General features: G+C 48.7%; 16 protein-coding genes and 1 pseudogene. 4 read left to right on the top strand and 13 right to left on the bottom strand.

Annotated features, from left to right (window positions below; genetic code table 11):
- Positions 1 to 37: 37 nt before the first annotated feature.
- The 5 genes from H6G89_RS00490 to H6G89_RS00470 form a co-directional block, all read right to left on the bottom strand.
- Positions 38 to 1513 carry a CHASE3 domain-containing protein gene (locus H6G89_RS00490; protein ID WP_190503091.1) on the bottom strand — a complete coding sequence of 492 codons (1476 nt, stop codon included), beginning with the start codon at positions 1511 to 1513 and terminating at the stop codon, positions 38 to 40.
- Positions 1514 to 2049: 536 nt separating this feature from the next.
- On the bottom strand, positions 2050 to 2604 hold the full coding sequence (locus tag H6G89_RS00485) for a hypothetical protein (protein ID WP_190503089.1): 555 nt from the start codon (positions 2602 to 2604) through the stop codon (positions 2050 to 2052).
- A gap of 384 nt (positions 2605 to 2988) precedes the next feature.
- On the bottom strand, positions 2989 to 3297 hold the full coding sequence (locus H6G89_RS34290; protein WP_199336447.1) for a hypothetical protein: 309 nt from the start codon (positions 3295 to 3297) through the stop codon (positions 2989 to 2991).
- Between the two features lie 402 nt (positions 3298 to 3699).
- Complete coding sequence (locus H6G89_RS34800; protein WP_190503087.1) at positions 3700 to 7065, bottom strand: PAS domain S-box protein; 3366 nt, start codon at positions 7063 to 7065, stop codon at positions 3700 to 3702.
- Positions 7066 to 7519: 454 nt separating this feature from the next.
- Positions 7520 to 8419, bottom strand: coding sequence for an EamA family transporter (locus H6G89_RS00470; RefSeq protein ID WP_190503085.1), 900 nt, complete (start codon positions 8417 to 8419; stop codon positions 7520 to 7522).
- Positions 8420 to 8878: 459 nt separating this feature from the next.
- Between H6G89_RS00470 and H6G89_RS00465 the strand changes: the two genes are divergently transcribed.
- The 3 genes from H6G89_RS00465 to H6G89_RS00455 all read left to right on the top strand — a co-directional run bounded on the left by H6G89_RS00465 (position 8879) and on the right by H6G89_RS00455 (position 11036).
- Positions 8879 to 9682, top strand: coding sequence for a radical SAM protein (locus H6G89_RS00465; RefSeq protein ID WP_190503817.1), 804 nt, complete (start codon positions 8879 to 8881; stop codon positions 9680 to 9682).
- Between the two features lie 28 nt (positions 9683 to 9710).
- A complete protein-coding gene (locus H6G89_RS00460; RefSeq protein ID WP_190503083.1) occupies positions 9711 to 10346 on the top strand; it encodes a 4Fe-4S single cluster domain-containing protein in 636 nt (211 codons plus the stop codon).
- Between the two features lie 258 nt (positions 10347 to 10604).
- The gene (locus H6G89_RS00455) at positions 10605 to 11036 is read left to right on the top strand and encodes a response regulator transcription factor (RefSeq protein ID WP_255519329.1); all 432 of its coding nucleotides are present in this window, start codon (positions 10605 to 10607) and stop codon (positions 11034 to 11036) included.
- A 390-nt stretch (positions 11037 to 11426) separates the two neighbouring features.
- On the opposite strand, the gene H6G89_RS00450 is transcribed toward H6G89_RS00455, so the two are convergent.
- The 3 genes from H6G89_RS00450 to H6G89_RS00440 form a co-directional block, all read right to left on the bottom strand.
- Positions 11427 to 11702 (bottom strand): GlsB/YeaQ/YmgE family stress response membrane protein, encoded by a 276-nt coding sequence (locus H6G89_RS00450; protein WP_190503079.1) that lies wholly within the window; start codon positions 11700 to 11702, stop codon positions 11427 to 11429.
- Positions 11703 to 12210: 508 nt separating this feature from the next.
- Entirely contained in the window at positions 12211 to 17382 is a 5172-nt protein-coding gene (locus H6G89_RS00445; protein ID WP_190503077.1) for an nSTAND1 domain-containing NTPase, read from the bottom strand.
- Positions 17383 to 17384: 2 nt separating this feature from the next.
- Positions 17385 to 18797: a P-loop NTPase fold protein gene (locus tag H6G89_RS00440; protein WP_190503075.1), complete on the bottom strand. Its 1413-nt coding sequence runs from the start codon at positions 18795 to 18797 to the stop codon at positions 17385 to 17387.
- 464 nt (positions 18798 to 19261) lie between these two features.
- On the opposite strand from H6G89_RS00440, the pseudogene H6G89_RS00435 reads away from it, so the two are divergent.
- Positions 19262 to 19824: pseudogene (locus H6G89_RS00435) on the top strand (Uma2 family endonuclease).
- Between the two features lie 317 nt (positions 19825 to 20141).
- Here H6G89_RS00435 and H6G89_RS00430 read toward each other — a convergent pair.
- The 5 genes from H6G89_RS00430 to H6G89_RS00410 form a co-directional block, all read right to left on the bottom strand.
- Positions 20142 to 20858 carry an ABC transporter ATP-binding protein gene (locus H6G89_RS00430; protein WP_190503073.1) on the bottom strand — a complete coding sequence of 239 codons (717 nt, stop codon included), beginning with the start codon at positions 20856 to 20858 and terminating at the stop codon, positions 20142 to 20144.
- Between the two features lie 246 nt (positions 20859 to 21104).
- A complete protein-coding gene (locus H6G89_RS00425) occupies positions 21105 to 22322 on the bottom strand; it encodes an ABC transporter permease (protein WP_190503071.1) in 1218 nt (405 codons plus the stop codon).
- A gap of 203 nt (positions 22323 to 22525) precedes the next feature.
- Entirely contained in the window at positions 22526 to 23860 is a 1335-nt protein-coding gene (locus H6G89_RS00420) for an efflux RND transporter periplasmic adaptor subunit (RefSeq protein ID WP_190503069.1), read from the bottom strand.
- An 80-nt stretch (positions 23861 to 23940) separates the two neighbouring features.
- Positions 23941 to 24453, bottom strand: coding sequence for a GbsR/MarR family transcriptional regulator (locus H6G89_RS00415; RefSeq protein ID WP_242059766.1), 513 nt, complete (start codon positions 24451 to 24453; stop codon positions 23941 to 23943).
- A gap of 336 nt (positions 24454 to 24789) precedes the next feature.
- The gene (locus tag H6G89_RS00410; RefSeq protein ID WP_190503067.1) at positions 24790 to 25203 is read right to left on the bottom strand and encodes a fasciclin domain-containing protein; all 414 of its coding nucleotides are present in this window, start codon (positions 25201 to 25203) and stop codon (positions 24790 to 24792) included.
- Between the last annotated feature and the right edge of the window lie 306 nt (positions 25204 to 25509).

Here is a 25509-nt window from a genome sequence, read left to right as displayed (position 1 = left end):
GAGTTGGGATAGGTTGGTCATGATTGAATTGCGGTTGCTAGACAATCGCTTGCAAGTTTCGCGCCGCGTCATTCAATTGTTGAGTACTAACCTTGGTCTGGCTGATACCACTGGCGGTTTCTCTGGCAGCTAGATTCAGAGCATTCATGGCATCAACGACCTGCTGAATGGCGATCGCCTGTTGTTGAGCACTCAATGAGATCTGCTGACTGTTGAGGAATACATGGTTGACCGCATCCGTGACTCCAGTAAAGGCAGAGGCAGTCTCTTGAGCAATTTTCACCCCATCTTCAACCGTTTTAGTACCCTCATCGGTAACGATGACAGTGGTGTTAATGGCAGATTGAATATCAGCAATCAGGGTATTAATTTTCTCAGTTGATTTTTTGCTTTGGTCGGCTAGTTTGCGAATTTCACTGGCAACGACTGCAAATCCCTTGCCGTGATCCCCGGCACGCGCCGCTTCTACTGCCGCATTTAACGCCAGCATATTGGTTTGATTTGCCAGATCATTGACCAGACTGGTGATGTTGCCGATCTGATTCGTTTGTTCGCTGAGATGACAGATTTGAGAGGCGATCGCATCTACCTTTTTCTTCAGAGATGCCATGCCCTCCAGGGTACGCCCGACCGCTTGGGTGCCCCCTTCAGCCAGGGTCAGTGCCTGCCGTGCTCCTGTGGCAGCGGACTCAGCTTGCTCTGCCGATTGGCGAGATGATATGCCGAGTTCATCCATTGTGGTAGTGGTTTGCGATACCGCTGTTGCCTGTTGTGCCGCAGTACGCTCCTGCTGTGTCACCGTTGAGGCAATTTCACTGGATGATCCGGCGATCGCATTGGCGACCTGATTGATTGGTCGTACTACTTTACGAGCAATAAATGCGAGAGATGCCAACCCTAACAAGATAGCAAGTGACGTTCCCCCAATGGAGACAGCGGTTGCAAAATTTTCAGCTCGTTCTGCTTCACTCTGCCGTTCAGCCAGCAAACCATTTTCTATTCGGATCATCTCCTCAAGCTCAGTACGGATCTCATCCATCAGTTGCTTACCCTGACGAGTCAGCACTAATTCTCTCAGTTCTTGCTCTCTACCTTCTCGCTTCAAAGCGATCGATTGAGCCATGTTGTCCCATTTCTGCCGGGCTAAGTCCTCAACTCGATCCAATCTTGCAAGTTGCTCTGGGTTATCGTTTATGAGCGTTCTGAGTTGTGAAAAGTGAGATTTTAACGCCTCTTCTGCCTGAACATAGGGATCTAAAAAATCATCCTGATTGGTATAAATGAATCCTCGTTGTCCTGTTTCGGCATCAACCAGGCTCTTCTCCAACCCTCGTAATTGTTCTTTAACAGCATAGGTATGAGTTACCCAACCATCAGACTCAACTAAGGTATTCATACTGATTTTGGAGACAAAACCAATCCCCACCATCATGGTTAACACGGTGCCGAAACCAAGTTGTGTGATTCGTCCCAGTTTCATGATGCGGTGTGTTTCAATTGCTTTTTTATCCATAACGATGCCTCAATTCATGAATACCAATTTGAATTGAATTTGAATTGAAAATGTGACAGATGCTGGTACGAGTTTGGCAATGCTAAACCCCTCCTAAGCTTTATAGCCCTACGCATATGCATTAGGACATAAGGGGGTGTGGGGGCTGCGCCCCCAGCCAGGGGTTCCACCCCTGCACCCCGTCCTAACCTTAGTGAGTACTGCTATAATTGGCTTACAAAATTCTTTCAACTTGGTATAACTTTAGATTTCCCAGCTCTCTATAATCACGATTCGAGATGCAATAGAACTTATTGAAGTTAATCTACAAGAGAGCAAAAACGTGGCGATCGTGTGAAACAATAGCTGATGTATAACACTCGGTTAACGTGTGAAACGTTAGAACAGGCATTGCTGAATAGAGAGATGATTGTCTGACATGGGCATGAGCGAGACGCTCACACTCCCTTGAGGCAAATCGTTTAAGCCAGTGCGAGCATCCTGCTCGTAACTCATTCATCCCCAAGATCAGCAACGCCTGAGCTTTCCGACTAAAGCTATAAATTCACGACGGATACCGGAACCTGTATATTGGGTTTCGCTTTTTGGTAGTGGGAATGATCCACCTGAATCGGATGGGATGACGAAATGTGATGGGACTCTTTAGAGTGACAGTGCTGCAAATACTGCTGCCATCCTGCATCAATACTTCTGGGCAACACCCCTACTAGTTGACAGAGCAACTCATGGGGGATTGCCTTAGCATCCTGGGGGTCGAGCCACAAACATAACTGCCGCACAATCAGATAAGCCCGTTGCAGAGACGAGTGCACAGCCGCAATCTTGCAAAGTGCCTGGGCATACGCAATTCGTCGTTGGAATGCTCGTTGTCGTTGTTGGTAGGTTTCAGGCATCTCAAACCGAACATTTCCAATCGTATAAACAGATAAACTTTTAACATCCAAACATCCACCAACGGCTGCCCCTGCTCCGGCGAATCCTGCATAGTGTCGATATTGCAAAATGACTCCAGACTGACAATCGGGTGGTAGATACAAAAGTTGACCACTGACAAAGGGGTGCAGTGGCACGTTAGGGTTAGCAATATTCATAAGAGTCTGGTGAAATCTTGTGTGAGGACATGCCCATATCCTCACGGTCTTACTTGTATAGCTTTGGTCAGAAAGCTTAAGGCAAAGGCAATGGCTCAAACCTGGATACTGGGAAAGCTTCCTGATTTGCTTTCGCCCCATTGAATGTGGCTACGGCTATAAATCCGCAGACTGCACGGGTGGGTTTATAGCAACTAAGGGGTTAGTTATACCGTTTTTTATGAAAATGCGTCTTATTGAACCCCCTGTAGTCCCCCGTAGAAGGGCGACAGCCGGGGGGATTTAATTTGACGCATCCTTGGTGGAACCCCTGGTTGGGAGCGCAGACGCTACACTCCCCTGGTTTTTCTTAAATCCCAGGTCTTTCCACCGTTACATCCTGTTCTAACCAACGCTTGAATCACGATAATAGCGTTTTTCTAGCCAAATCCTTACCTCTTCTTCAGACGCAAAGGTAGCAGATCGATTGGTGGAGGGTTCATAAATCCGCCAAGTTAAGTTACCGTGGCGATCGCGCTCCTGCCAAACGTGGGGTTCGGAACTACATGTCAAAAGCTTTGTCAACGACTTCCATAGGGAGTGCGAGAAGGAGGCAAGTTTTGATGGATGTAAGCTCTCGGTGTCAGTTTCAGGTTTTTGATTGCTGGATGAGGGGTGAAGATAATGGTCAAACCAGCCTGTTGTCATTCTCATAATGCGTAACTCTCCTCACTAATTCCGTCTCATTCATGGCGATGGCTGTTTGGCTTAAGATATGGGGGACGTAGAGGCTTTACCTCTAGCCGGAGGTTCCACTCCTGTATCCTGTTCTAACCAACCTAGTGATTGCCATAAGCCGCGAAATTAGCAGATATTTGAGTGGTTTTGAACTATTTCATCAAACGCAATTGGTTCGCAATTTAGTTCACGGGTTAGTTCACGGGGACGCTTAATAGGAGATGACTTCTTACTTTAGAAAACACCTATTAATGACTTAACCACTTCTTTAGTTAATCAAAATTAGACCTTTAAGACTTCCGTATCAGCCGCAATCATTCTTCCATCTCTATCTCTGATTCCGTATTACCACTACCTCGAAATTTACCTGACAAAACACTATGACGACAAAGTTTGATGTAATGTTGTCAGCAACTCTTGAGTTGTAAATGGCTTGCGTAAAATTTGGCTAACCTCAATACCCACCAACTGCTCAGGGGTAGTTAATCCACTGGTTGCCACAATCTTGAGAGATGCCCCTATGGTTTGCAAATGGCGAATTGCTTCCACTCCACCCATGGAGGGCATCATCAGATCAATCAACACAACCTGAATTTCATTACATTGTTGGGTGTAAAGAGAAATCGCTTCTGCCCCGTTACTGGCGGTCAATACGCGATATCCATTATCTTCTAATGTGGTTCTTGTGATCTCTCGGATGGCTGCCTCATCGTCAACGACCAGCACTAATTGATTTGCACCCCTTGGGAAACTGAGTTTGGGCAGGTTGAAGCTCTTATCTCCGGGCAGGGCAGGCAAATAGGCTTGAAACTTAGTTCCGACACCAATCTGACTGGAAACCAAAATAAATCCATTGTGACTCTTCACAATATTCATGACGGTTGGCAGTCCTAATCCTGTGCCTTTACCAATCTCTTTAGTCGTAAAAAAGGGATCAAAGATGCGATCCATGATTTCTTCAGACATGCCAGACCCGGTATCTGACACGGTAACAACCACATAGGAACCTACTCTGGCGTCAATATGCAGTTGAATGTCAGATTCTCCAAGTTCTCGATTTTGAGCACTGATCTGCAAAATACCACCGTTGGGCATGGCATCCCGTGCGTTCACACAGAGATTCAGCAGGATTTGATGCAGTTGGGTCGCGTCGCCGTGGATCAGCCACAGGTCAGGAGAGAGATTGGTCGAAAAGGTGATCGATTTTGGAAACGTTTTTTCCAGGATTTCTCTAATTTCCCAAATCAGGTGTTTGACTTCTAGAAGCGATCGCTCCCCTTCAAGACCACGGGCAAACGACAACACCTGCTTTACCAGACTAGCTCCCCGTCTGGCACTACTTTCAACAATGTCTAGCCATTGCCGACTCTTAACGTCATTTGGATCCCGAAATTGCATTTCTAGCAATGGCACAGCCATCAAGATTGGTGCCAACACGTTATTTAGATCGTGGGCAATACCACCTGCCAGCGTTCCAATACTCTCCATCCGTTGGGCTCGGAGAAACTGTCGCTCTAGCTGCTTTTTCTGGGTGATGTCTGTATTCACCATCAAAATTGCTGTCGGCTCTCCATGCAGGTTTCTTACCAACGTCCAACGGCTTTCAACAACGACTTCCTGCTCTGCTTTTGTCCACTGATGCAGTTCGCCCTGCCACATGCCCTGGCGCAAAACAGCCTGGTGAATGTCCTCTGCATCGCTGGGATAATCCCGATATAGCAACTCAGCAACTTTTTTGCCATAGGCTTCGGTGGCAAGCCAACCGTAAAGCCGTTCGGCTCCTTTATTCCAGAAGATGATCTGGTTATCGAGATTGCGTACCAGAATGGCATCGGTCGCAACATCTAACAGTTCTGCCTGTTCACGTATCTTTTGTTCTGCTCGTTTGCGTTCTGCCAGTTCGGTCTGGGCTTGCTCATACAGTTCTGATTGGTGGATGGCGATCGCCACTTGAGTCGAGAGTTGCCGTAACAGTTCCACTTCGGATGGTTGCCACTGGCGAGACTGCCCGCACTGATGAGCGATCAGCAGTCCCCACAATTCTTCTTTATAGAGAATCGGGACAACGAGCTTGGATTTAACACCGAGGTTGCGCAGCGTCTCTACCAGACAGGGAGCCATGGCATCTTGTTCGATATCTGTAATGATGCGAACTCGCCCCTGTCGATAGAGTTCATGGCACTCTGGTGGAAAAATATCATCGGGTAGGGGGTGATCAAGCAGTCTGAGATATTCTGGCGCAACGGACTCGTTTGTAACCCACCCAACCCCCTCTGGGTTTACACGGAACGTCAGCACTCGGTCTGCCTGAAGCAGTTGCCGTACCTCTGACACAGTGGTATTGAGGGTTTGATCTAGATCAAGCGACTGGCGAATGCGTTGGGCGATCGCCCCTACCAGTCGTTCACGTTCAGCCTGTTGCAGCAGTGCCTTTTCTGCTCGTTTGCGCTCTGTAACATCAACCCCAATCCCCCACGCTGCCCACCCCGGAATGGGAAACTGCTCGGAAATGTTTGACCAGGCGATCGTCCGGACGCTTCCATCCTTGCAGGTAATGTCCCATTCCCAATTGCGATAGCTGTTTCCCTGTCGCATCCAATGGTCAATCATTTGCTGTCGATAAGCCGGATCGGGATAAGCCAGTTCTAACGCGTTGGGATTGTTGATGATTTCGTGAGCGGCGTAGCCTGTAACCTGTTCACATTCCTGATTCCAAAACACAACGTTCCACTCGCTATCAAAGGCATCGAGCATGACGGGCATGTGTTGTAAGACAAAGTGCAATCGCTCTTTGCTCTCCTGTGCAGAGGCTTCAGCTTGCTTGCAAACAGTTATGTCGTGGTGAATTGCCGTATATTGATACGGCTTGCCTTCCCGCATCGATGGAACAATCGTGGTGTCAACCCAATAAAACGTGCCGTCTTTTGCCTGGTTTTTAATCTCTCCCTGCCAAACCTCACCCCGTGAGATGGTTGACCACATGTGTTGAAAAAATTCTCTGGAGTGACAACCAGAGTTAATCAAGCGATGGGTTTGCCCGATCAGTTCTGTCTGACTATATTGGGAGATTTCACAAAATTTATCGTTAACATAGTGAATTATTCCTTGAGCGTCTGTGACAACTACAATCGAAGATTCATCGAGTGCAAATTGAATGCTTGTTAACTCCTGTAACGAGCGTTTTAGGGCTGCTTCAACCTGCTCTCGTTGGAGAATATCTTGTTGCAATTGTTTTTCAGATTGCTGACGCTTGGCGAGGTGATGTCGTAGCTCTAACAGGTGAACCACCTGCCGACTAAGCGTCTCTAATGCGGTGAGTTGTGCTGTGCTCAACTGGCGGGTTACTCGGTCAATTACGCAGAGAGTGCCTAAACGGTAACCATCGGGTGTCACGAGGGGCATCCCAGCGTAAAACTGGATGTAAGGCTCTCCGATTACCAAATCGTTATTGGCAAACCGCTCGTCTACTCGTGCATCCGATACGATCAACGGTTCTGATTGCAAAATGGCATGGGCACAGAATGCTAAGTCGCGGCTAGTTTCTGAAACAGCCACCCCCACCCTGGATTTAAACCACTGGCGATCGCGATCGATTAGACTAATCAAGGCGATTGGTGTGTCACAAATCTGGGCTGCGAGAGAGGTCAAATCGTCAAAAGCTTGCTCTGCATCAGTATCAAGAATTTGGTATTGATAAAGCTTCTTTAACCTGGACGTTTCGTTAGGAGGCAGTGAGGCAAGCATGATTCAAAATTCTCAGAAACATAGATTTGACAAAGCGTAAATGTGGGGCAGACATGCACCTTGTCAAACTGATAACAGTGGAGTTGTGGCAGTGAGTCGTATCAACTATTTCAACGTTTGACCTTGTAATAAGATACTCTCCTGCCTGAGCCTTTCAGATCTGCGAATGAGAAGCATTCAAAGCTTACGAAAGGGGTATTGCAAAAACTATTACTAATAATTTGCCTTTGTAAGATAAGAGTCAGATTTTATTCCGCAGCAAGATGAAATCTGGCAACTAACGATTAAGTCTCAATGCACTCTATGTAATTATGCCCAATAATATTGCTGCTGTTACGATGGAATTTCTATAATGCAAAAAATATATATAGCTTTTCGGTCATCGAGTAACAGCCACGTAGTGAACCCTTCTGGCGAAGGCATCGTCAGCCAGGTGTGACGGTTATCATGAGATTCAAATTCCCGGTTGTGGTGAGCGATCGCCCTTCTGAATTTGCAGGAGAGTTACCGCGATGATGACCAACAAACTTCCCATCAGTTGTAGAGGGGTAAGTGCCTGCCCCAGCGCAAACCAGGCTAATCCTGCTGCCATGACAGGCTCTAAAGTTGCGGCGATCGCCCCCCGTTCTGCCCGCACCTGTTGAATGCCCCAACATAACAAACTAAAGGGGATGAGGGTGCCTCCAATGCCAACAAACACGATGCCGGGAAGCGTCTGAGCTTGAAAGATTTCTGAGGGCATTCCCTGTGGTAGTTGAATCATAAGCCACAGCAAGCTAGAGACAACAAATCCACGAAACATGACTCCGATTGCTCCATAGCGATCAACCAGAGCCTCACTGAATAAGGTGTAACTGGCAAAGAAAATGGCACTCAATCCGGCGGCAATCAGCCCGACTGCATCGACCCGTAACTCATCAGTGCCCAAACCCGATACAAACACGACTCCCAACAGAGCAATGGCAGCAGCAATACTCGTTGCCCATGACGGCAACCGCCCCAGCCTTGCCGCACTGAGAATTACGATCAACGCCGGAGCCGTGTATTGAATCACAACCGCCACCGCCACCGATAACCGCTCAATCGCAATGTAATACGCCAGAGTCACCAGTGCCAGAGACAAGCCCAGGATGACAATCCGCCAATCCCGCCAATGCCGGGACTGCCCAGTCCAATGGTTAATCGCTCCCAGTCCGATCGCTGCAATGACCGCACGCGCCATTGCCAACTGTAGAGGGGTCACCCCCGCCGCAAATAGTTGACTTGCCACAATCGCGGCGATCGCCCATAGGGTTGCAGCTAATGCGATCGCCGCAAAACCGAAGGCATTGCGATATTGATGAGTCCGTGTCATAGCCAATCTGCTGGATGATTAATTTCCCAGTCTCACTAGACAGGCAGAGCGATCGCTTTGGAATCCTGCAATAGGGTGAAGTGACGTTATTAAATTCATCGACCTAACCATTGGGGATTAAATAAAATGCAATTTTTGTGAAGGGATTTGGCACTGCCAAACCCGTACAAGCATTCGTCGCCTTCACAATTCAAAAAGGGCTTGACCCGATCAGAAGCACCCGTACTTGGAACCGATGCGAAGCGTGTCTTTGGGTGAACCGAAACACCTTCTGCTAGGGGGTTTGGGGGAGGCAGTGGCGTCCCTCAATGGGGGTTTGAGGGAGAATCCCCCAATGCCTGGTTTTCAAATACTTGAATCAACTTTCTAGAAAATGCCTCATCGTCACAAGTTCCTCATTTTTTACCGCTAACTTTAAAGCACTAATTTTTTTAGGAGTTTGTGAGGCAAATTGGCGTGATGCAAACGGCAACGACACACTCGGTTTCTTCGGTCTACGGTCCTGTGAAGTCCTGGCGATTTGGGCGATCGCTTGGGATTGATCCAATCGGTACAGTGTCTACTTGCTCATTTAATTGCGTTTACTGCCAATTGGGTGAGATTCAACATCAACAGTGCGATCGCCAGGTGTTTATTTCAACTCATCGCATTCAACAGGACTTGTTGTCATTTGCTCCCTGGGATGTCGATGTGATTACCTTGAGCGGCAGTGGTGAACCCACGTTAGCCCTCAATCTGGGCGAAATTTTGACAATGACAAAATACCTCACGGCAAAGCCTGTCGGTGTTCTCACCAACGGTAGCCTGTTAAACCAGGCTGCGGTACGAGCGGAGTTGGCGATCGCGGATCAGGTATCCATCAAATTAGATGCGATTTCAACTGACCAACTGCGGCGAGTCAATCGTCCTGCGGCGCAAGTCAACCTACCTGAGATCTGGACAGGTTTATATCTGTTTCGGCAGGAATATCGGGGGCATCTCTCTGTGCAAACCATGCTACTCGCTCCCTGGGATGAAGCCCTACAAACGCGATACATCCGCTGGATGCAAACGCTGTTGCCCGATGAAATTCAACTGAATACGCCAACCCGTCCCAAACCCCTGACTCACCAAATTAATGCACGGGGGAACCATACCCCAGAACAGTCTTACCCAACCCGCTCACTTAAGACGGTTGATGCAGAGGTGTTGAAACAGTTCGGCGATCGCATTGAGAGCACGATTGGCATCCCTGTCCGCTATCCCCTGAGAAAAAGCCATTAAACCCTCTAAAAATAAGCAGAGAAAATTTATGCCACACGTCAATCACCCATCCTATGAAAAGTTATTTGAAATTCCTCCGGGGTATCTCAACATCATGGGATATGTGGATGCATCGGAAGTCAATGGCCCAGGCTGCCGTGCAGTGATATGGGTGCAGGGATGTCTGCGGGAATGCCCTGGTTGCTTCAACCCAGATTCCTGGTCGTTTGAGATGAACGAACTGGTTGCTGTTGATGTGCTGGTCGATCGCATCCTGAGTAATCACCAGAATGAGGGAGTTACCTTTTCAGGAGGAGAACCCTTCTGGCAAGCTCCTGCCCTGGCACAGTTGGCACATCGGGTTAGAGTAGCTGGGCTGAATGTTATGTCCTTCAGTGGCTTTACGTTGGAACAATTAAAAGGAGAGTATGCTCCAGCAGGTGCTCAGTCGCTCTTGAATGAGCTTGATGTTCTCATTGATGGTCCTTATGTTGAGTCGTTAGCGATTCATTCACCTACCTCGCTTGTCTCATCTTGCAATCAACGAGTCCATGTGTTTAATCCTGATTTGCGCGATCGCTTAACCTGGGCAAGTGATCAGATCGAAATTCATGTGCTCAAGGATGGAAGCCGGATCGTTACAGGCTATCGAGGGCAAATGAATTTGTTTGAGAACGACTTGTGAGTTTTATGGCTACTCTTTCTGATTGACCGATGTCAATCCAGTTGTGAACGGAGGCGGGTTACTGGAGGAGGTGCAAGATGTCCGTCAGCAATGTAAATACGATGTCTTTTCAATGAACCAGGGAATTGTAACAGAGTATAACTTTTGATATCGTCAGTTAACGCTTAAGACAGTTCTCTGAGTATTTAGTTTTGCAGTACAACGAGTGATAGAGATTGAGTTTATAGTAATCAACCCTCATCATTACGTTGTTGTATTATGCACAAGATAGCTATAGTGGACGACAGCGAAGTCTGGTGCATGGCGATCGCCTATCTATTGCACCGAGCGGGTTACGCTGTTGCGACCTTTACGGATGCTCACACATTTTTCCAGGATGCTAAACATTTTGATTTAGCTCTAATCGATTTCTCAATGCCGTCTCGTAGTTATCAAAAAGAGATGGATGGTTGTGAGTTGATCCATTTAGTTAAAAAGAGTTTAGAAGAACCTCCCATCCTCGTTTTAATCTCTGCTTTTTTTACAAAGCTAATTATTCCGCAAGTTGTTGATCTTTGCCCCGAAGCGGATGCCCATTGGGATAAGTCCATTTCCACAGAGGAACTTCTGGTGCAAATTCAAAACCTGCTATCTCAAAGAAATACGTCACACTCCAAGAGCACTTCGCCCCAAGCTAAGAAATCTTCGTAGTATCAAATCTGCTTCGCTCCCTCTTTCAACTTGTAAAGGAGGATGGGGGCAAAGCATGGTTTGCAGAAGATTGCACCTGAAAATGCATCAGGCTTTATCATCAGGCTTTATGCGTAGCACTACAAAATATAGCTTTGATCAGAAAGCTTAGGACAAAGCGAATGGCTCAAACCCTGATTTTTGGGGAGCTTTCTGAGCGACTACTAGAACCAAACCTGCGTCCGTATAGGCAGACTTCGCTCCAATAGTCGCGAATTTATTCACCGGGTTCAGTCCCCCAATCACTCGATGCACCCCATCTCAATTAAAAACCCAACCTTCTAAAGCGAAGGTCGGGTCAAGTTTACATCAAAAGAACTGTCACCGTTTTAACAAACCGATGGGTCTGAATTAGTACACCCGACGGCGAGAAGTGAAGGCGTAGTACAGCCACAATGCGATAATTGCACCAACTACAGAAACCAGAATGCCACCCAGGCTCAGCCCTGCTGAGGCGATCGTGAGAGTTCCGGTCGTGAGCAGAGCGTAGAGGCTACCACCGATAAAGGCACCGATGATACCGAGGAGCAGTGTACCCAGGATGCTACCGCCTTGTTGACCAGGGTAGATAGCCTTAGCGATCGCACCTGCAATTAAACCCAATACAATCCAAGCCAAAATGTTCATTGCTTTTCTCCTTCGTTGCTAAAGCAGTTTTTAGTGTTATAAGACCTCAAATGTTTACATCTCAAACCGCTTTGATTGAGGAATGACCTCATCTCGAATGTAATAAAGTAGAGAGGCGACAACGTCTCTACACCATTCAGGTCGGCGTATCATACACACTGCTGTGATCGAATGTCGCTATTCAAATCACAGACAAGAACTACAGCGGTGTATGTTCTTTCAGTGCAGTTGTCTATGTTTATAAGTTAGCAAGCTGAAGTACAGAACCAGGACTATCTACGGAAAGAGAAATATTGTATCTACGGACGTAGATTAATCCTAAGCCTGACATCATTCAAACGATATATATAGCAACCGCGAGATTGATTAGAACGGGGTGCAGGGGTTCCACTACTGGTTGGCGGTGTAGCCCCCAAACCCCTTTGGATTAACTGTCTCGGCAGTTGCTATAGCCGTTCTAAAGGAGTCGTAAGATAAGCGGTTTGTGAACATGAATGCATTGAATGCGTTACGGAGTTATTGGATCACACAGTGTGCGATCGCTTTCGCTAATGCTACTACTGTGGTGCAAATAGTCCTGCAACCAGTCGCATCCCCGTTCTAGCAAAACATCTACATTAAAGTCCCACAACACAACAGCATCTGCACTGGCAGAGGCAATCGTGCGACCATCGCGGCTAAAGCTTAATGCTGCGATCGCACTATCATCGCGTTTCAGCGTCGCTAACAAGTTGCCAGTTTCTACGTTCCAGAGATGGATGCTGCCATCTGAGCTAGCCGAGGCAAGTAGCTTGCTATCTGGATGAAAGACAGTGGTAGTCACGGCACTAAAATGACCTTCTAAGGTTTTGAGATAGCGACCATCGCGATGCCACAATCGAACGGTTGTGTCAGTGCTGGCAGAGGCAATCGTGCGACCATCCGGACTAAAACTAACGCTGTTGACGCGGTTTGTGTGTCCTCTCAGAGTTGCCAGATTTTCTCCTTGCAAATTCCACAATTTAACGGTGTTGTCTACACTGCTGGTTGCAATAACGGTGCCATCCGGACTAAAGCTAAGGCTGGTGATCTCGTCATTGTGTGCCTGGAAGGAATGGATTTCATCGCCTTCCAAATTCCATAGAGTGACCACGCCAACAGGTTTGCGATCGCCATCAGGGTCAACGTCTGACGTTGTAATGGCTGCCGCCAGTAATACTCCGCGTACCTCTGAGGAAACGGCAGTGTTGCTGGGGCTAAAACTGACGCTGCTAATTTTGCCGGGGGTGTCGATGCTGAGCAACTCATCGCCATTCAGGTTCCACACGCGAATCTGTCCCGGTTTGGCAGAGGTAGCGGTGACCGTTCCTTCGGCGGTGATAGCAATGGCGGGAGGAGGGTTTTCAGCAGTTGCAATACGCTCCCCATCAGGGCTATAGCTGATACTGTCAACGCTGCTATTGGCGACAAAATGAGCCTTTTGCCGACCGTCTAACCCCCACAAGATCAGTGCTCCATTGTTTTCTGATGCATCGAGTGCGTTTGATTGATTGGAATTTATGACAATTCCGCCAGTCGCGATAGTTTGACCATTGGGGCTAAAGCTCATACTAGCCAGTGAAACTTCTGGCTCCTGTAGGGTGGTCGGTTGGATGCCATCCAACTTCCATAGGCGAATCATGTTGTTGCCATCGGTCGTTGCTAAGCGATCGCCCAACCCAAAACTAACGCTGATCGCTTGATCGACTCTCCAGGTTCTAATTGGCTCAAACTCAGAAGTGTTATTTTGTGTCCAGATTGTCACTGTGTTATCGGCACTGGCTGTGGCTAATCGGTTGCCATCGACGCTGAAGCTGAGTCCAGTGATGCGATCGTTGTGCTTAAGAAGAACTTGCAGCAATTCTCCCTGACGATTCCACAGTTTCACCGTGTTGTCCATGCCACCCGAAGCAATGATGCCACCATCGGCACTGATGCTCACGGTCGTGACACGGCTACCGTGTTCGAGCACCGCCAAGAGAATTCCCTCTGCACTCCAGAGCATGACCGTGCCATCCCAACTGGCAGATACCAGCGTTCCATCCTGACTGAAACTCACCGCTTTCACCCGATCGGTGTGCTCAACTAGCGTCCGTATCGGGGTTCCGTCTCTATTCCACAGGTTAATGGTATTGTCATCACTGGCAGAGGCGATCGTTGCGCCATCCGGACTAAAGCTGACGCTGGTGACTGGGCGCGTATGCCCTCGCAAACTCCGCAGTTCCTGACCCTCCAGGTTCCACAGCTTCACGGTGCCATCATCACTGGCAGAGGCGATCGTCTGACCATCTGGGCTAAAACTAACACTGTTGACTCGGTTGGTGTGTCCTCTGAGGGTGTGTAACAGTTGCCCATCCATGCTCCACAGACGCACCGTGTTGTCGGCACTGGCAGAGGCAATAACACGACCATCGGGGCTAAAGCTGGCCTGGTCAACCCACGACTCGTGACCGATGAGGCGATTATATTCCTGCACCGAGTAAATGACGTTTTGCATCACACTGAGGGTTGTGATCTCAAGCGAGGTTGAAGTGGTAATCATGTCTTGCAGGTTTCGTCCTGCACGAATGCTGGCAACCAACGCACCAAGCTGATCATCGGATGACAACAGGGCTGAGGATTGGGAGGTTCTGGCATTAATTTCAGCGATCGCCTGCCAGTACGTATAGGAAACGGTTCCTGCCGTCAAAACTGCCAGCAAAGTGCCCATCCCTGCGATCGCAAAGGTGAGGCGTTGCTCCTTGCGAGTGCGTTTCAGCTTAGCTTGCAACTCGGCTTCGCGTGCCCTGGCTTTTAACAGTTCTTTGTCCCGTTGCAGTTGCTCAATTTCTGCCTGTCGCTGCTTTTCGAGTCGGCGCAGTTCTGAAATCTGCTTCAGCAGAGCAGGTTGTTGTTTTTTACGAATCAACGGCACCAGATAGTCGTGAACCAACTGATAGCGAGGGGCGGGCACCTCTGGTAGAAATTGCACTAACCCAGAGTTGACCAGAATTTTGAGAATCAAGTCAAGCTGCTCGGTTCCCCCAGTCGAGTTAACCGTTAAATGAGACAGATTTTTAGTTAACTCGTTGAGCGTATTCAGAGTTTTGTCGAGGGAGTTAAAGTCGATGGTCAGGTTTACTGCCAGCTTTGCCAGACTTTCGGTTAGCTCATCCAGAGTTCTCAAGGGACGAGTGCCCTTCTCATCGGTGAGTAAGTAGAGCACTAGGTTCGCCAGTTGTTTGTTAGGCGGTCCACAATCTTCGACGACCTGCTCTAAAAACCGTTCGACTAATTTCTCCTTGGGGTTGTTGCCCAATGCCCGATATTGGGAGAGGGTAACGATGTCATCTTCCTGCAACTGGGCACCCACCAGTTGGAGCTCAATGGGACGCACCTCACCCGATTCTTGTGCCAAATCTTGAACCAACTGCTCAATCAGGGCAGGCTCCAGAGAGAACTGCGATCGCTGCGTCAGGCGTTGCACAATTAATCGGGCATCCACTGCCGAAAAGTTGCCGAGTGGATAGCGATTATCGCGACTCAAAATGTTGTTGGTGACATCATCCAGTTGTAACCGTTCACACTCTAACAAGTGGTGCAAATAGTCTTCCCGTACCGAGAACACAACTTTGACAAAAGGTAACTTGAGACATTCACCAAAGAATTCAAAGAACGATCGCCGATGAGACAAATCGGGATAAATAAAGAAAAATTCTTCAAATTGGTCAAAGATCAACACCGTTAATAAACTCTGCTGATCGGCATTCGCCCGCAAACAATCCAGCAGATGTTGAATGCTGGGTTCCTCGTGCTTTGGCATTTTCCAGCGAATGTTACGCTTTGCCAGTGCTCTTGACAGCAAGTTGCCCAACTCACGAATCCAATCCGTATAAATAGTCAACACAATGGGGAGTGGATTGCGTGCCTCAATTGGTTTTTGCTCCAGAGCAGGCACTAACCCCGCATTGATAATTGAGCTTTTGCCAACTCCAGATTGTCCGTGAATGATCGTCAGGTTATATTGACGGCTACTGAGCCGCTCCAGCAGTCGATCGACATCCCATTGTCGCCCGGAAGCAGAGATTTCCTGAGCGATCGCAATGGGTTGAGCCGATGCGCTGGGGGTCTGGCTAAATCCTGAGTCACCACTATTGGCAGCCTCAATCTGCACGATCGCCGGATTAATGACCTGTCGCTCTGCCTTGAGCCGACCCGCCCCTAAAAAGGCTCTGAGGCTATATTGCTGCTCAATGGATCGCTGTTCCTGCTTTGTCTCAAAGGCTTTGAGATACTCCCCTTGCTGGTAATAGAGCGATCGCAACGCTTCGAGAATACGGGTATACAACAGCGGATCATAAGCATGGCGACAGATTCTCATGGCTGTCTCCAGATTTTCCACCGCCTCTGGCAATAGCCCCAGATGATATTGCGCCTGCGCCAGCAATAACTGATAGAGACTGCGGTAGTGAGGACGTGCCCAATCTAATTCAGAGTAGCGATATTGGTTGTCTTGATCGGGATCGGGAAAGCGGTCATTTGCCCGGAGTGCAAGATTGGCGTAGTGTTCTGCCTCTTGCCACAATTCACGAGCTAACGCGACCTCTGCCAGCAGGCTATAGCTGTAGGCAAGCCGCACCCAGTCATGAGACTGTTGATGCAACCGCACAGCCGTGTGGGCGATCGCCGCTAACTCTTCCCATTCGCCCAACCGCTGCAACACCTCCCCCAGAGCAATGATAAATTTAGCTGCCAGGTCGAGATGGTTGTCATGCAACAACCCATTAATGCATTGCTGATAGTAGTCGCGCGATCGCAAACACGCCAGGTTAAACTCGGCTCGGTTTAAAGCCGCATAACGCCGCCACCACAGCCCCAGATAAAACAACACACAGGCGCGTCGCCGCTTGGAAGTGTCATTCTCGGAGGTGTCTGCTTTCCAAAAGCCCAGGCTCTTTTGATAGTGCTGATATGCCTTGTCTAGCTGGTTATTGGCGTAGGCATCCAACCCCAAAATAAATTCCAGACTGGCTGCCAGATCGAGATCAAGTTCCTGATGACGTTTTTGCAGATCTGCCAGCGCAATTTTTAACTCTGGTTGGGTGAACGAGTCCGTTTCTAAATAGAGAGCTGAGCTACGGGGAACACGACCTGCCCCAACATTTGTTGCCTGTTCAAATAGCCCATCTGCCTGTTCTTTAAGGAGTTTGATCAGGGGATCAGTGGCGATCGCAAAGCGAATGGGTACGCCTGCCCAACTGTTAAAGTCGGGTGCTAACCGCGACAATTTCTGCACGATCGCATCATTCACCCACAAAATCAGCGGAAAGTTGAAACTCTTGCGAAACTCATCACGCACCTGATTGGTAGCCGTAAGGAGATCGTCTAGATCTTTGACGGCATTTAACCCCAAGATCATCAATGCCTGGGGTTGCGCCTGTCCCAACTGAGTTTTGATGAACGTGTAGAGTGTTTTTTCCGTATTGTGTAACGACAATTCTCGAATCGGAATTGGGCATTCGTCGCGCAGCCTTTGCCGAATCTGTTCCTGCACCCAATTGTAGTTGCAACGCACCAGAATCAAGGAAAATCGCCCCTGAGAAAAGGCGATCGCCCGTGACAAAGTCCTCAACGATTCCTCGTTGTGAGTTGCAACATCCTCCGGGTGAAATAAATCGGTCATGGCTACTGCGATTGCATTTGTTTTTGCCAGTTTTGAAACTGTTGCGTTTCTTCTAATACAGGATTGATCCCAAACCAGCGTCCCTGCTGATCCCAATATTCAAAGAAAAACATACTGGGAAGTAACGCTTGAAATTGCTCCTCCCCTCGCAGGCTTTGCTGTTGCACCACCCGCAAGATCACTTCCCATTCTTTGTCGTCGATGGTGAGCAGCAAATCATCACGATACTCTTGAATCACTCGCTCTACACAGCGACGGTTTAACGGCAGGTCTTCACGCCGCAAGCAGGAATAGAGCAACGCCAGCAGCTTTCGTACATGTCCACCGCTGATCCAACAGAGGCGATCGAGCGTTTCAGAGCTATCAAACACTTTGGTAATGCGCTCCTCAAACTGGGCATTGAATTGAGCATCGGATGGATCGTTTGCCTGTACCAATTCTGGAAAGGCTCTGACTAATACCATCTGACGCAAAAGCCGCATTCCCTCTGGTTCAACGCCTCCTGTGCGATATCGGACTGGCACCATGGGCAACACTTTGGGAGCCATGCCGCCGCCCAGTCGATTCTTCAGCATTTCGCTGCTGTTCGAGAACAGGAGCATCAGTGGTACGGTGTAAACCAGATGGCATTTCAGATTGCGAAGTTGTTCACCGCGATCGATAAACAGATACTCGGTCTGGGGTTTGCCCGATACCGATGGGCGAGGTTCCACCCGATCCAGATTATCGACAATCACCACTAACCCCTTTTTGCCCTGCTGCTTAAGAATCTGAGTTGCTGGTTGCAACAACTCATCATTGATAGCTTGCAAAATGGTGTTGGTGCGGGGCTCCAGATATTGCCGCAATCGACTCCGTAAATTGGGGCTATCTTTCACACGGGCGGTGATTTTGCCGATCCCAACGGGCAGTGAAAATTCCAGGTTGCCACTACTGCTGGCGGAGACTTTGCCCAATCCAGCTAACTCCGCTTCTCCAGCCAACTCAATCGGCGTTTGCAGAAAGTCAACAGTTTTTCTCAAAAACTCCTTAAACCCCTTGGGTTGTAGGAAGATCTGGCTACGTTCCAGGCTCTCACTCACCTGACGAGCGATCGCCAACAAAATATCAGTGACCTCAACATCTACCATGTCCAGGTCTTGTGTTGATTCAAAATAAACAACGTAAAAGTTTTGTTGCTCTAACTCGGCTTTGAGGCGCAATAACTCGGTGGATTTGCCACAACCGATGTGCCCGCTGAAGAGTTGACAGGTGGGGCGATCGGAGGAAAACCGAATCGTCCGTTCGAGTTCTCGAATAATGTTGCTGCCCCGAACGGCTGAGAAATCAATGTAGTAAGGCTGGTCTTCTGGGTTGCCTAGATTGAGAGTACGGGTGGGGTTGCAAACATCAAAAAAACGCTGAAAGTCTACCATTGCTCTTGTCCAGTCAGGGGGCTTGATGGTGCTCATCATCGGGCGCATAAAGAGCTACCCAGTGTTGATTCGCGATTCCGGGTTTACATCTACTTTTCTTGAAGAAGCCTCGCTTTTACGCAGAAAGTTTGGCTGGTGGAGGCACTGCAATCCTACTTGTATAGCTACCGCCACTTTTATTTAGGACAGAGAGGATGTGGGGATGCGCCCCCAGCCAGGAGTTCCACCCCTGCACCTCGTCCTAACCCAAGTGACTCCGGCTATATTAAGGTCTATGGATTACAGGTTCCTCATTGGGTAATAGGTTAGCCCAATATTTTGACTTGTTTTGATGCACTTGAACAGAGCGGAGTTACCCCTCACGTAGATGCTTCGGTAGATGCTTGATAAGGTGCGATCGCTCAATACACCTGTTAAATCATGAGTAAGGTGCCAATGACACCCTCCATTTAAGGGAACTCAAAATGGTACAGATGCCTACTACACTCCTGACGCTAGAAGAATTTCTCCAGTTACCAGAAACGGAGCCTGCCAGCGAATACATTGATGGAGTAGTCATTCAGAAACCTATGCCTCAAGGGGAGCACAGTGCCATTCAAACTGAATTGGCTCCTGCCCTTCACTCGATTGTGAAACCCAATCCGATCGCGCGAGCTTTTACAGGACTCCGTTGTACATTTGGTGGACGCTCCACTGTTCCTGATATTTCGGTGTTTCTGTGGGAGAGAATTCCCCGTAAGGAAAACGGTGGAGTGGCTAATGTGTTCTCAATTGCTCCAGACTGGACAATTGAAATTCTTTCGCCTGATCAAAACCAAACTAAAGTCACGAAAAATATTCTGCACTGTTTGAAGCATGGAACCAAATGGGATGGCTGATTGATCCAGATGAGCGATCGGTATTTGTTTATTTATCGGATCAGCCAACAGCTGTTTATGATGAGCCAGAGACCCAGTTGCCAGTGCCAGAATTCGCCAAGGACTTTCACCTGAAGGTGGAGGATTTGTTTAACTGGTTAATGGAGTGAATCCAGCTCTAACCAACGGTTCTCATTCATCTCAATTGTAAGCAGGTGGATGAGTGGTGTACCAAGTTAAAAGATGCTTTTTGAAGCGTTAAAGTTCCAGTACAAACAAACTAATTTAACGTGAATTCGGGATAAGGATTTCGGCGGTTAAAACTGTAGCTATAAGAGCAAAACCGACCTGCGTCGGTTCGTCAAACCTTGATTTTCCGTAGTCCGCGTCGGCGGACTTCGCTCTAGTAGCCGCGAATTCATTCGCTGAGTTCAGTCCCCAATCACTCGTGCACCTCTTCTGCGCTTGCCTGAGTGAGTTGAGAGTTTTAGGAGGTAAACGAAACTTGCGCCAAATCACTGGGATGCATATGAGCGTTCATGACTTCGCCATCGCGGAACCAGACAACGCGATTGGTGAGCCGAGCCACTTCCGGTTCGTGGGTCACCATGACAACCGTAATACCACTCTTATTGAGTTCCGCGAAGATGTCCATGACCTCTTGTGTAGTGTGAGAGTCAAGTGCTCCGGTCGGTTCATCGGCTAACAGCAACACTGGACGATTGACAATAGCACGGGCGATCGCCACCCGTTGTTGTTGTCCCCCAGACAGTTGATTGGGTTTGTTGTTCAGCCGATTTGCTAGACCGACGCGAGTCAATGCTTCTGCGGCTCTTTCTTGCCGTTCTCGCTGGGGCACTCCCGCATAGACCATTGGCAGCGCAACGTTTTCAAGTGCACTCAGTTGTGGCAACAGGTGAAACTGTTGAAATACAAAGCCAATTTTGCGGTTACGGATGTGAGCCAATTCTTCGTCGCGCAGTTGAGCCACATCTAAACCGTCTAAGTAGTAACTGCCAGAGGTGGGGCGATCGAGACAGCCAATCACATTCATCGCCGTTGATTTGCCCGACCCAGAGGGACCCATGATGGAGCAATATTCGCCTGCATCCACTGTCAAATTGACATCTGACAATGCTCGCACTTCTGTATTGCCAGAGCCGTAGATTTTAGAGATGTGTTCGAGACGAATGATAGTCTTCATGGGGAAGGATAAAAGTAAGAAAGAAGAGAGAAAAAAGAAGAAGGAAAAGGATAAAGGATGAAAGAGAAAAGGATAAACGATGAAGGATAAAGGATGAAAGAGAAAAGGATAAACGATGAAGGATAAAGGATGAAAGAACGATGAAGGATGAAATTGAACGAAGCCAGAGAGAAAAAGTGTAAAGGATGAAGACGATATATGAGTTTATTTTTTATCGTTTATCCTTTATCCTTTATCCTTTCTCTATCACGCACTCCTCAACGCCACAATCGGATCGAGTTTTGCAGCTTGCCGCGCCGGAACTACTCCAAAGAACAGCCCGATCGCCCCAGAGACACCCACTGCTACCACGACGGCTGAGGTCGAAACGCCAGTTTTAAGGGGAGTCAGGCTGCTAACCAACATCACGCCGCCTGTACCGATCGCTGTTCCTACAATGCCACCGATCGCTGCCAAAATAATCGCCTCAATCATAAACTGCACCAAGATATCCTGTTGCGATGCCCCGATCGCCTTCCGCAGACCGATCTCGTGGGTACGCTCACGCACCGACACCAGCATGATGTTCATGATGCCGATGCCACCGACGAAGAGGGAGATTCCGGCGATCGCTGCCAACATCAACGTCAGAGCACCCGTCACATTGCTGACAATCTCTAGCGCGTCTTTTTGAGTGCGCACTGTGAAGTCGTCCTCATTCACCACTTTGTGGCGTAACCGCAGCAGGTTCGTAATCTGAAACTGTGCGGCTCCCACCGATGCCTCATCTCTGGCGGTGGCTGAGATAAACGTCACCTCTGTGCCATAGGGGGAGGAGTTGCCTGTGAGCCGACTGGACATCGTTGTCAGGGGAATAAAGACCACATCATCCTGGTTGTTACCTAAAAATGCGCCTTTTGCCTCCATTACCCCAATCACTTCAAAACTGAGGTTGCGAATGCGAATTTGTTGCCCAATCGGGTCTGAGTTGCCAAACAAACTGTTGGCAATATCTGCGCCAATTGCCGCAACTCGGTTGTTGCGCTCCAGATCGAGATCGGTGAAGAAACGACCCCGCTCAACTTCAAAACTGCGAACCGTTGTAAAGTTAGGCGTCGTGCCCGTCACCAACGTGCTTGCTGTTTCACTGCGATAGGTAACCGGATACTGATTTTGCAACTGAGGAGACACCTCGTCCACTGAGGGAACCTGAGAGGCGATCGCGTTTGCATCTTCTAAGGTCAAGTTACGCGGCAAGTTTAGAGTTCGGTTGCGCGACTCATCATTGCCAGGAATGATGAACAGCACATTGGGTCCCAACGACTCAAACTGCTCAGAAGCATATTGCTTTGCCCCTTCACCCACGCCCACCATCGTAATCACCGACGCATTGCCGATGATGATGCCCAGCATGGTCAGCGTACTTCTCATCTTGTTAGCCGTCAACGTTCTGACAGCCATTCCAATGCTTTCAAAGATATCCATAGAAAAAGGATGAAGTCTAAATGATGAAGGATAAGAGCGGACTAAAAAGTAAAAGTTGAAGCATAAGACTGAGGAAATGAAGACTAAAGGATGAAAACTCGAAAAAGTGAATTGCAAGAACTGAAATAATCTCGATTAGCAGGATTGAAGCGAGTTGGAATTCATTTCTTATCCTTTATCTTTCATCTTTTATCCTTTTCCTTCTATTGCTCCTGCTGAATCCATTCCTGTTTTTGATCAGGAGGTAGATCGATAAAGACCCGCTCGCCCGGTTCTAAGCCTTCTAAAACCTGGGTTTGGTCACCAACAGCAGTGCCCAATTGCACAGGGCGAAACTCTGCCTGATTTTCGTCATTAGGAACCAGCACCCCTGTTTCCCCATCTTTAGTGACGATCGCCACGGTGGGAACGGTCAGGGCATTGTCGAGGCGATCGCCCAAAAAGGTCAGATCGACATTCATCCCTGACAGCAATTTGTCCTGTCCGCTGGTCAAATCAACCCGCACCTGAAAGGAAGTCACGTTTTGCTCAACTACCGCTTCAGGGGCTACCAATCGGACTCGACCCTGAAAGACTTGATCGGGGTAAGCATCGGCAACCACTTCTACCGTTTGACCGGGTTGAATGGCATTGATATCGACTTCTGGCACTTCCGCCAACACTTCGAGTCCGCTGGCAACTGCCACAATGGCAGTTGACGTAGCAGAACTTGCCTCCGATGCAGAGGTCGTTGGTGTGACAAATGCCCCTTCCGTCGCGTACTTCTGGGTCACAATGCCATCAAACGGAGCACGGATGATCGTGTCTTCCATTTGCACTTCCACGGCTTGCAGTCGTCCTTGGGCTTCGGCTAGCTCTGCTTCTGCCGCTGCGATCTCTTCAGCGCGGCTACCACTACGAGTCAGGGCTAACTGCTGTTCTGCCTCGCGCACTCCAGCCCGATTTTGCTCTAGTGTGGCTTGGGCTGTGGCGGCATCCCGCAAAATGGCATCAAATTCATCTTGAGAGATGGCTCCCTCTTGCAACAAGATGCGATTCCGCTCGACTCGGTCATTCTCGCGATCGAGCCGTGCCTGTGCTTCGACGACTCGCGCTTCCGCCTGTTCAACCGCCGCTCGTCGTTGAGCAATCTCTTGAGGACGGCTTCCGGCTCGCAGTTCTGCCAAACGGGCTTCTGATTGAGCAACCCGCGCTTGCGCCTGTGCCATCTCAGCCCGTACACTGTCACTCTCCATGCGAGCGATGATTTGCCCCTGGCGGACGCGATCGCCCTGTTCGACATAAAGCTCTGCCAAAATGCCAGTCGTCTTAGGGCTAAGGTTGACGGTTTGAAACGGTTGCACCGTACCACTAGCCGTAATTCGCACGGTGAGCGGTTGCGACTGAACGGTTTCTGTTAGGGTGCTGATGTCTGGAGCAGCAGATTGCTGACGCACAATTACGGCTGTGGTCGCCCCCGCTCCAATAATGCCAACCGTCAACAGGGCAATGACCCAGGGAGCAGGCTGACGAACCTTACCAATTAACGGAAGTTGCATGACCATTGTCCTCTAGGAACTGAATGTGCGGGAAATACGAATGTCGCGAGTTGCGACCCATCTAAGGTAGGAGTCAATCGTTAGGTTTTATTAGAGTGAATACTTTTAGCCATCAACGCTTTTTGCTTGTCGTGCTGTTCTCGCTCCCAGCGTTGGTGAAGCAGAGGCAACTCGCGTTCCCAAAATGTGTGAATCTCGTGCATTTCTTGGAGCCGCTGCTGTTGGGTAGAGGGTGCACTCGCCAGTAATTGCAAACCCTGTTCGGCCAGTTTGCGAAAAGCAGAAATTTGCATCAGCCGTTGTTGAGTCATCTGTGCCCAGGCGTTGGGCTTGATTTGGAAATAATCGCGGCGATCGCCCGGAATCACGACTCGCTCGATCAAGCTAAATTGCATCAATAAACGGGTCATCGTACTGATGGAACCTTTACTGGCTTGCAAGATCTCGGCCAACTCACTGTGAGATTGATGAGGAGGTTGTGAGATCAGCAACCATCCAAAGATACGACCTGCCATGCGGGGCAGCCCGACTTGCTCAAACATCAAGCCGACTTCTTCCACAAACTGTTGTTGTTCAACGGGAGGTTCTATCAAGGGTGTATCAGGTGAATCAAGTTACTTAACATAGCTTTACCTTAATACTAGCAAATTTTAAACGTTCAGTACTTACTGAACATACTGAATGAGATAGACTACCCTAATTCTAATGTGCTCACGCCTATGCGGTCATGAGTCTCTGGTCACGAGTTTTTAATCATGGGTCATGGGTCGCTGGTCATCAACAGGATGCCCCATCAATCCTGCATCCCACTCTGAAGGTAAGACAATGGAGAGGATGCCGCTTCATCCCCTAGAACTGTCCAAAAGAGTGATCCTTTCCCACCCTATCGGACATGGCAAAGGGCGGGCAGAGAGCTATCCCGTGGAGAGTTATCCCATAATGACTGGCATTAACACTCCATCAATCACATGGATGACTCCGTTCTCTGCCAAAATATCCATCTGCAATACTCTTGAGTCGTTAATTCGCACTCCATCTTCGGCTTGCTCGACTGCCACAAGCGTACCCTCAACGGTGGGTGCTTCATCGATTTCAATCAAATCGTCCGATCGCACATCTCCAGAAATGACGTGATAGAGCAGGACTTGTTTGAGTTTGTGGGGGTCTTGCAACAAGGAGTCTAACTCTCCCTGGGGCAGTTGCTCAAATGCCTCATCGGTCGGTGCCAGGATTGTGAAAGGTCCAGGACTGCTCAGGGTTGCCTCCAAGTCAGCCGCCTTTAAAGCCGTCATTAAAGTATTGAATGAACCTGCACTGTTTGCTGTCTCTACTAAATTAGCCATAGGGATCTCCTGTTTGCTGCTGTTCCACTTCAGGGATAGGCCGAAAACAGCCTGTGTAGCATCATGCGTAGGAAAGAGAGGGGAGAAGGATGAAGGATAAGGGATAAAGGATAAAGGATAAGGGATAAAGGATAAAGGATGAAAGATAGAGGATGAAGGATGAAGAACGAGAGATGAAGGATGAAGAACGAGAGATGAAGGATAAAGAACGAGAGATGGAGGATAGATGCCGAGTGCCTGATAAAAACTTGGGGTGTGTCCAGAATTTTGTGTAAAACCCCATCCTGTCTTCGCCCTAACCCACCC

This window comes from Oscillatoria sp. FACHB-1407 (assembly GCF_014697545.1).
Lineage (GTDB): Bacteria > Cyanobacteriota > Cyanobacteriia > Elainellales > Elainellaceae > FACHB-1407.
The sequence above is the reverse complement of the archived record's forward strand: the minus strand, read 5'-3'. Positions and strand labels throughout refer to the sequence as shown.